The sequence below is a fragment of the Streptococcus sp. Marseille-P7376 genome (assembly GCF_902460385.1).
Classification (GTDB): Bacteria; Bacillota; Bacilli; order Lactobacillales; family Streptococcaceae; genus Streptococcus; species Streptococcus sinensis.
Genome location: NZ_CABPTS010000035.1, coordinates 1 through 8,426, shown reverse-complemented (window position 1 = coordinate 8,426; position 8,426 = coordinate 1). Strand labels below are relative to the sequence as shown.

Here is an 8,426-nt window from a genome sequence, read left to right as displayed (position 1 = left end):
TCCAATTTGGAAGAGTCCCTCGGTTTGGCAAGGCGTAATCAAGTGAAACGGTCAGCTGTGACTGTTGTTTCAGAAGCACGTTATCAATCATTTCCTGCTTTAATTCTGGAGAATAATAGGTATTTTTTCCTTTCTTGACCATGTTCATCCCGTATCTGTCTATTAGTCGAATCATATATTGGATACCAGATTCTGCAATACTGAACTGGTCCGACAAAGACTTAATGCTTTCACCATTTTGCCGTAACTCATAGATTTTGACTTTGTCTTCATAACTTAATTTCATAAAAATAACACCCCAAATGTTAGATTTTTCTGTCTAACTTTTGGGGTACGGTTCATTTTTGCTTAGATTTTTTCTAATCAATGTCCACCGGGACCGCCACCTTGTCCGCCTGGGGCACCGCCGCCACCAGGGCCATCTGCTGTGATTTCGGTTCGGGTTTGCCCATTAACCGTGATAGTCCCTCCAGTATAGGTAGCCTTGCCATCAAAGTCAAAGGCAGATACCGTGGATGTGATAGCTAGGTTTCCTCCTGTCATGATGATATCGCCGTTGGAGTCAAGGGCATCTGTATCGCCTTGGCCGACCTCAACCTTGATGTCGCCACCAGTAATCTTGATGAAAATCTCAGCCCCAGTCGCTGTACTAGCTGCATTGATCCCATCATCCGTCGCATAAAGATCAAGTGTACCGCCATTAATCGTGGCATTTGTTCCCTCTAAAGCTTCGACACTGGACTTGACTGTGATGGTGCCACCGTCAATCACTGCTGCATTGCTAGCATGAAGACCGTCATCTCCGGCATTAATCGTAATGGTACCGGACTGAATATAGAGATTTCCGAGCGAAGTATCCTCATCGTTATCCGCATGGATCGCATCCTCCGTCGCGGTAATATCCAAACTAGCCTCCTTGATATTGATGGCATCATTGGCTGATAAGCCATTCTTGTAGCCTTTAATCGTATAAGTCCCGCCTGTGATACGCAGGTCATCATTAGACTCGACTGCGTTACCGTATTTTCCTTCAATGGTCAGACTGCCTGAGCCGTTGAAGGTCAAGTCGTCCTTACTGTAAATGGCCGCATCGTAGTCAGTATTGGTGTGATTGGCCGAGTCAGAAATGCTATTCTTGCTGCCTTCAGCTAGGGTAATAAAGGTTTTATCTGCATTTTCTACCACAATCGCTGCATCCGTCCCTGTCATAGTCACGCCATCCAAAACGATTTGCACCTTGTCTTGGTCGCCAGCCTTGACGACAATCTGCACATTTTCACTGCTGCCAGAGAGGACATAAGTCCCAGCTGCCGTAATCGTCACCGTTGAGCCAGAAACACTCGCTCCGTCACCGGATACCTTGGCTGTGGAGCCACTCAAGCTGATCTTGGTTGCTGTCGACTCATCATAAGAAGCATCCTGATCACGATCCGTGAAATAGCTAGATGTATCTGTCTTTGTCGTACTGGTAGCCGTTTGACTGGTACTGGTGCTAGTGCTCGTACTTGTGCTGGACTGGCTGGTCAAGCTACAAGCCCCCAAGCTAACGCTCATCAGCGCTAGGGGCACCATTAGCTTTATTTTCTGAAATATTTTTTTCTTGCCTGTTTTCATGATTGGCCTCTTTCTAGTTATAATTCATTTTCTTTCGTGATGTAGCGGCTGATAGCAATCTCTAGGTTGCCATTGCGCGTGCGCAGGGCATCAATTAGTTCTTTTTCGGTCATTCGACCATTCAGCTGAATGATGTATTTAATCTTGAACAAACTTCCCATATCAGAGGTTTTGACATTGGCTAGTTCAACATGATTGGCAGCTTTGTTGAAAATATCATCAAAAATGCTTTCATAGTCCAGACTCTCTGGTATGACGACAGTCAGCTGGCGTATGGAATGCTTCATCTGTCCAAAATTGACCACTTCAAGCAACAGCATGACGAGCGACATGATGAAGGTAAAGACGGTCGCAAAGACCAGATAGCCCATTCCGATGGCAATCCCGATTGTCATAACTAGGAAAATGGACACCAACTCCTTAGCTCCTCCCGGTGCGGAACGGAAACGAATCAAGCTGAAGGCCCCCATGACGGCAACCCCTGCTCCCAGACTTCCATTGACCAAGAAAATCACAATCGCAATCAAGGTCGGCAAAAGCGCCAAACTCATCACAAAGGATTTGCTGTAAACCGTCTTAAACTGGTAAACCTTGGCAACGACCAAGCCCAAAAGCAAGGACACTCCGATTGCCAGCATCATCATAACCGGATCTACAGCCGTATCGGTAAAAATATCATAAAATAAGTGATTAAGCATGATTTACAACTCCTTTATAGTCTGTCGTTTTCTTGTAGGCAACGCCGTATTTGGAAAAGGAGCTTGGAAAGACCTGATGGCGATCCAAAATCTCACTTAGCCAGAGCGGATAGGCTCCCGGCACCTTGACTTCCATAATCACATGCTGATCCGGCAGAAGACTTTCCCCGTAATGACCATGCAAGAGGCTCAAATCATAGTTGCGGTAAGTCAAATCGTGGTCAATGGTAATCCGAACATTGGGATCCTCAATCCCTTTCATGGAATAACGATTGTAGTAGATATACATCATGGGCTGTACGCCACCGTAACGCTGACTCAGCCAGTCGATTTCCTCACGAATCTGACAATCTTCAATCTTACTGTGATCGCCCTCCAAGTAAGCCTCCGCAGCCACTAAATCTGTCGAAATGCGGCGTTTGTAGACAATCTTGCGCACCTTTTTCTTGATTTCCAAAAAGACTTGACTGTCTTCTCTCGGCTTTTCATCGTAGGTCCGCACGCGCAATTTTTCTTTAAAATAGGGCTTTTCTAAAGACTCACGAATCATTTGATAGGTCGGGGTGTCGTAGTAAAGATTGTTAATGGTCGAATAAGCATGCTCATCCTCCACCAGATGGCCTTCAAACTCGGTCAATAAATCGGCCAAAGTTTCTTTGGAAATAATGTATTTGGTTTCAAATCGTTGAAATTTATCTTTAAATGTTTTTTTAGCCATGGATTCTCCCCCTGTCTTTCTTGTAACTAGAGCCATTTTACGGATGAAAACTTAAAGGAAGAATAAAGAAAACTTAAAGAAAACAAAACATTCTGATTTTCATAACAAATAAAATAGACTTGTGGAGAAAATCTACAAAACCGATTATTCTGCTATTTAGCAACCGTTTCACGTGAAACTAAAAAAACTTGGTTCTCTTCACAAAACCAAGTTTTTCTTTTCACAAAGAAACCAGCCTACTCTATCTTAAATAATTTCTTTCTTATCAGGACGATAGGCTATTGTGCCTAAGACCATGAAAAGTAGTAAAGTCGCGGTCAAGAAGGCTAGTTGGCCTCCGATTTGACCATTCATCGAGATTGTTTCCCGCAGTCCTGACACCGCATAGCTCATCGGTAAGATCGGATTGAGCACTTGGAAGATTTCCGCCGTCAGAGGCAGCGGATAAGTACCAGCGCTGGAAGCCAGCTGCAGGAGTAAGAGGATCAAGGAGACAAAGGCCCCGACCTTACTATCCCAAGTGACCAGAGTCGTCACAACCGCCATAAAGGCCATGCTGGCTAAAACGGTTAATGCTAACGTCGTCCATTCATAGTTGGCCTCAAGACCAATCAAATGAACCGCTCCATAAACTAAGATGCCCGCCAAAACAGAAATCAAGCCATTGACCTCCAGACGAGCCTTAAGCCAAGCTTTACGGGAAGCTGGAACCTGACCAGAAGGCAGCGTACCGAAAATGACATTGGTCGAAAGCGCTGCTACAAAAAGAGCAACAGAAATCATGTAGGGAGCCATACCAACACCATTTTTACCAACCTGATCTTTGTCTGTTTTTTTCAGCTCAACAGGACCAGCCAAAGCAGCAGCATTGTCCTCTGTCACAGAAAGCTCGGATAATTGTCCCTTGGCATCCGTCAAGCTTGTATTTAGAGTCTGAGCACCGATTGACAAGTCTCCCAGCCCACCGCTCAAGGTTAAACCGCCAGCTGCTAACTGCTGAGAACCATCCGCCATTTGATTGGCACCTGTAGTTAATCTTTGCATGCCTGTGACCAAAGTAGATGATTTATCATGTAATTGAGAGAGGCCTGAGCTGATTTGACCGATTCCTGAAGTCACTTGGTCATTATGGCTCGCTAGATTAGACGCTCCTTGAGAAAGCTGATCAACCCCTGCAGTATATGCCGCTACTCCCTGAGCTACTTGAGAAAGACCACCTGTATAAGCCGTAATGCCTTGAGAAAGGGTCGCTGAACCAGTGCTGGCAGAGGACAGAGCTTCATTTACCTGACCTAGACCACCGTAGAGACCACTAATCATAGCTGAAGCACCTGGCAGGACTTGATTGGCTGCTGCCGACAGCTGACTTGCCTGACTGCTAGCTGTTTGCAGTCCTTGCAGATTCGTTTGGATAGCTTGGACTTCCTGTACAATGGCTGCCGCCGCACTGCTGCTAGAATCCGTGCCACCTGCTAGAGCTGCTTTTAGTTCTTCTTGCTCACTGGCAGAAAGCTTTTGGTAAGCAGCTGTTCCCTCCAAAGCCGCCACGGCTGCCGCCCGATCACTTTGCGCACTACTTGCCAAAGACTGGGCATTGGTCGCAATCGTCGTGAGAGAAGCCGCAATTGTTTCCGTTGGCAAGCTCGTTCCCGCCGCAGCATTCTGAATGGCTGTATTGAGCTGATCTAGACCCGCCGTCAACTGAGCGACCTTTTCCTGATTAGCAGTAACACTACTATTGACAGATGATTGCAAGGCTGCCAAACCGCTATTTAGGCGCTCCACACCAGCGACTAATTCCTGTGAATTGCCCGTCAGTTGGTTAGTTCCATTCAGTAAAGTTTCTGACTGAGCGGTTAACTGACTGGTACCAGCTGAGAGCTGCCCAACTCCATCTGTATATTCCGTCATCTTGCTAGTAAAAGTTGGCAAGCCAGCATTGATCTGAGACACTCCATTTGTATATGCTACCAGACCAGTCGATAGCGCTGTAGCTCCATCTGAGAAGGTTAGGCTGGACTGGGCTAGGTTCTCCAAGTTAGTAGACAGTTTTTGGCTGCCGTTTGCTAATTCCTGACTGCCTTCGGCCAATTTAGCTGTGCCATCTGCGGCTGTTCCAAGTCCACCTTTTAGCTTATCCATGCTCGCAAAAAGGCTTGTCACATAGCTTTTCGTGATCTTCTGACTGACCGACTGCTTCATCGAAGTCATGGCAGAATCACTCATTTTACTAGCGATAAAACTATGGCCACTGGATGTTTGATAATTAATCGTGACCTGCTTAGGCTGATTGCTCAAGATACTAGCCGCCTTGGCCGACAAATCCTCGGGAAGAGTGACCACCATATAGTAGTCTCCCTTTTCCAGCCCCTTCTCTGCCTGATCCTCATCCACAAAATGAAAATCCAGCGCTGCATTTTTCTTCATATCTTGAACTATATCTGAACCGATAGATAAGTCTTGTCCATATAGGCTCGCTTTCTGATCCTGATTGACCACCGCTACTGGCAGTTCAGAAAGTTTGCCATAAGGATCCCACATGGAGCTCAAAAAAATCACATTATACAAAGCCGGAATCAAGGAAATTCCCAGCATCACCACAATAACCTTCGGTTTTTTGAAGATGGCTTTCCATTCTTTAAACATTTTTTCTCCCCTTTTTATACACCTTGTCTAAAAATTTGATATAATAGATTATACACAATAAAAAAATTAAGGCAAGCAGAAAATTCATTTTTTTGAACACCTTGTCTAATTTTGTATAATTCACCAGCAAAGGAAAAATGCGGATGATAGAAAGTAATAAACGTAAAAAAACCAAGGCTATCATTGAGAAGGCCATGGTTAAATTGTTGCATGAGGAATCATTTGACCACATCACAACGGTCGAATTGGCCAGAGCTGCCGGTATCAGTCGCAGTAGCTTTTATACCCACTACAAAGATAAATATGATATGATTGAACGCTATCAGCAAGGGCTCTTTCATCAACTAGAACACATCTTTGAAAATAATCAAGAAGATATCGCGGTAGCTATCACGGAAGTCTTTCAATTCCTGACCCAAGAGCCCCTTCTGGCTGCCCTCTTGACAGAAAATGGCACCAGGGAAATCCAAAATTTCCTGCGTCATAAACTTCAAATCATGCTATCTGAAAGCTTGCAAGAGCGTTTTAGCAAAAAAGTCTATAGTCAAATTGAAAAGGAATATAGCACCGTCTACCTCTCCAATGCCTTCTTTGGAGTCTGCCAGATGTGGATTTCTCGGGGAAAAAAAGAAAGTCCCGAACAAATGGCTCATCTTCTTTTAAAGATGCTATAAAATTCAACAACTAAATAAAGGCTGGGACAATTTTTTCTCAGTCCCTTTTTGTTAATCGAGTCAGCCACCAGCTCAGCCGGTGGTTTTCTTGTTTTTCTCTGCGAGAAAAACTGGCTTGAAGTCATAATAATGACCACCCCTGGAAAGGGGTGGTTTTCTCTTCGGGTATAACCCTTTGTTACTAACACGCACCTCAAGGCGCCGGCTTTCACATTCGTTCAAGCCCTATTGTATTTTAACGCCCGCTACCCGTTAAACGGGTTTATCTATTTTTTCTTATTTCCAAATGGATTTGTATATTCTTTTGTTGTCAGTTTGTCTATTGCAATATCATGCGACTCTTGTTCTCTGATATATTTTCTTATTGTACTTTCATTTAATCCTACAGTACTTACATAGTATCCTTCCGCCCAAAACTTTCTATTTCCGTACTTGTATTTCAAGTTTGAATGCATATCAAATATCATTAATGAACTTTTCCCTTTCAGATATCCCATAAAACTTGATACACTATATTTTGGTGGTATTGATAGTAGCAAATGTATATGATCTGGCATTATATGTCCCTCTATTATTTCTACACCTTTATACTTACATAATCTCTTTATTATACCTACTATATCTCGTTTATATTGATTAAATTCTATTTTTCGTCTATACTTAGGTGTAAATACAATATGGTATTTACACAACCACTTTGTATGCGATAAACTATTATGTTTATTTGCCATAATAAAAAATCATCCTTTCTTTATTTTAGAGCTTGAACTACTCTTATTTTATCAAGAAAGGATGATTTTTCAATTGTTTAACTTTTATCTCGCACCCGCATAGCGGGTGGTTTTTTGTTTCGGAGACTTCGCCTCCTCAACTGGCTAAAGCCTTTAATAAAAGAAGCCGAAATCGGCTTCTGAATAAATTTCCAATTGAAATTAAAGTTTTTGGTTGTAGAATTCGACGATAAGCGCTTCGTTGATTTCTGGGTTGATTTCATCGCGTTCTGGCAAGCGAGTCAATGAACCTTCCAATTTTTCAGCGTCGAATGATACGAATGCTGGACGTCCAAGAGTTGCTTCAACTGCTTCAAGGATAGCTGGAACTTTCAATGATTTTTCACGAACTGAGATTACTTGACCTGGAGTTACGCGGTATGATGGGATATCAACGCGTTTGCCGTCAACAAGGATGTGACCGTGGTTTACGAATTGACGAGCTTGACGACGAGTAGTCGCAAGACCAAGACGGTAAACTACGTTGTCCAAACGACGCTCAAGAAGAAGCATGAAGTTGAAACCAAGGATTCCTTCTTTGATTTTAGTAGCTTGTACGAACAAGTTACGGAATTGTTTTTCACCTACACCGTAAGTGAAACGAAGTTTTTGTTTTTCAGCCAATTGCAAACCGTATTCTGACAATTTAGAACGGTTGTTTGGTCCGTGTTGTCCTGGTACGTAGTTACGACGTGCCAATTCTTTACCTGTACCTGTAAGTGAAAGGCCAAGGCGACGAGCTTGTTTCCAAGATGGTCCTGTATAACGTGACATATGTATGTCCTCCTAATAATAATATTTCGGTGGAAATAGTCACTTAGAGAGCCCTGATTCGTGCAGATGCCCTTCGCCTAAACAGCCAAGGTTACTTGTCTTAAGACACCTGTTGACGAGCTTCATGCTCTCCTGCTGCTATTTCACACAAAGGTTATTGTACCATGAAATATGAAGAATGTAAAGGGGTAAAATCAGAAAATAGCTGAAAGAAGTGTAGCGTTACAATAGATGTGAGACCTGAGTACCAAAAAAGAAGAAACCTTGATAGGATTAGTTCTGACACAACCATCAAAAAAAGGAATCTTCTCATGAATAGTATATCACAAAACATCCGCTATCTGCCACATACTTTGGATACCCGCTATCACGCTGTCAAAACCTATCGCAACGGTACCTCTGTCACCTTTATCTGTCGGAGATACAAAGTCTCAAAAGCCTCTCTTATGCGTTGGAATAAACGGTTCGATGGAAGCAAAGAATCTCTAAGAGACAAATCCCATCGCCCTCTGACCCCTCATCCAAATAGTCA

Annotated in this window: 8 protein-coding genes and 1 pseudogene; 2 read left to right on the top strand and 7 right to left on the bottom strand. The window is 43.4% G+C overall.

The genetic code is table 11. From position 1 onward, the window contains the following. The 5 genes and pseudogenes from FZ952_RS11655 to FZ952_RS11155 form a co-directional block, all read right to left on the bottom strand. Positions 1-286 (bottom strand): annotated as a pseudogene (locus FZ952_RS11655) (IS3 family transposase); the annotation flags it as partial. A gap of 77 nt (positions 287-363) precedes the next feature. After that, a complete protein-coding gene (locus tag FZ952_RS11170; RefSeq protein ID WP_148881711.1) occupies positions 364-1,614 on the bottom strand; it encodes a carbohydrate-binding domain-containing protein in 1,251 nt (416 codons plus the stop codon). A 17-nt stretch (positions 1,615-1,631) separates the two neighbouring features. Continuing rightward, on the bottom strand, positions 1,632-2,312 hold the full coding sequence (locus FZ952_RS11165; RefSeq protein WP_148881710.1) for a DUF4956 domain-containing protein: 681 nt from the start codon (positions 2,310-2,312) through the stop codon (positions 1,632-1,634). After that, positions 2,305-3,030 carry a polyphosphate polymerase domain-containing protein gene (locus FZ952_RS11160; protein ID WP_148881709.1) on the bottom strand — a complete coding sequence of 242 codons (726 nt, stop codon included), beginning with the start codon at positions 3,028-3,030 and terminating at the stop codon, positions 2,305-2,307. Before FZ952_RS11160 ends, FZ952_RS11165 begins: the two co-directional genes overlap by 8 nt. 246 nt (positions 3,031-3,276) lie before the next feature. Beyond that, positions 3,277-5,676, bottom strand: coding sequence for a YhgE/Pip domain-containing protein (locus FZ952_RS11155; protein WP_148881708.1), 2,400 nt, complete (start codon positions 5,674-5,676; stop codon positions 3,277-3,279). A gap of 143 nt (positions 5,677-5,819) precedes the next feature. Here FZ952_RS11155 and FZ952_RS11150 point away from each other — a divergent pair, with 143 nt between their 5' ends. Next, positions 5,820-6,350, top strand: a complete 531-nt coding sequence (locus tag FZ952_RS11150; protein ID WP_148881707.1) for a TetR/AcrR family transcriptional regulator — start codon at positions 5,820-5,822, stop codon at positions 6,348-6,350. A 266-nt stretch (positions 6,351-6,616) separates the two neighbouring features. Here the strand turns inward: FZ952_RS11150 and tnpA are convergent, their stop codons facing one another. Then, entirely contained in the window at positions 6,617-7,081 is a 465-nt protein-coding gene (gene tnpA, locus FZ952_RS11145; protein WP_148881706.1) for an IS200/IS605 family transposase, read from the bottom strand. Between the two features lie 201 nt (positions 7,082-7,282). Beyond that, complete coding sequence (gene rpsD, locus FZ952_RS11140; RefSeq protein ID WP_062201586.1) at positions 7,283-7,894, bottom strand: 30S ribosomal protein S4; 612 nt, start codon at positions 7,892-7,894, stop codon at positions 7,283-7,285. A gap of 311 nt (positions 7,895-8,205) precedes the next feature. Here rpsD and FZ952_RS11135 point away from each other — a divergent pair. Beyond that, positions 8,206-8,426 (top strand): transposase (locus tag FZ952_RS11135; RefSeq protein ID WP_148881705.1); only part of this gene is annotated, 221 nt, incomplete at its 3' end.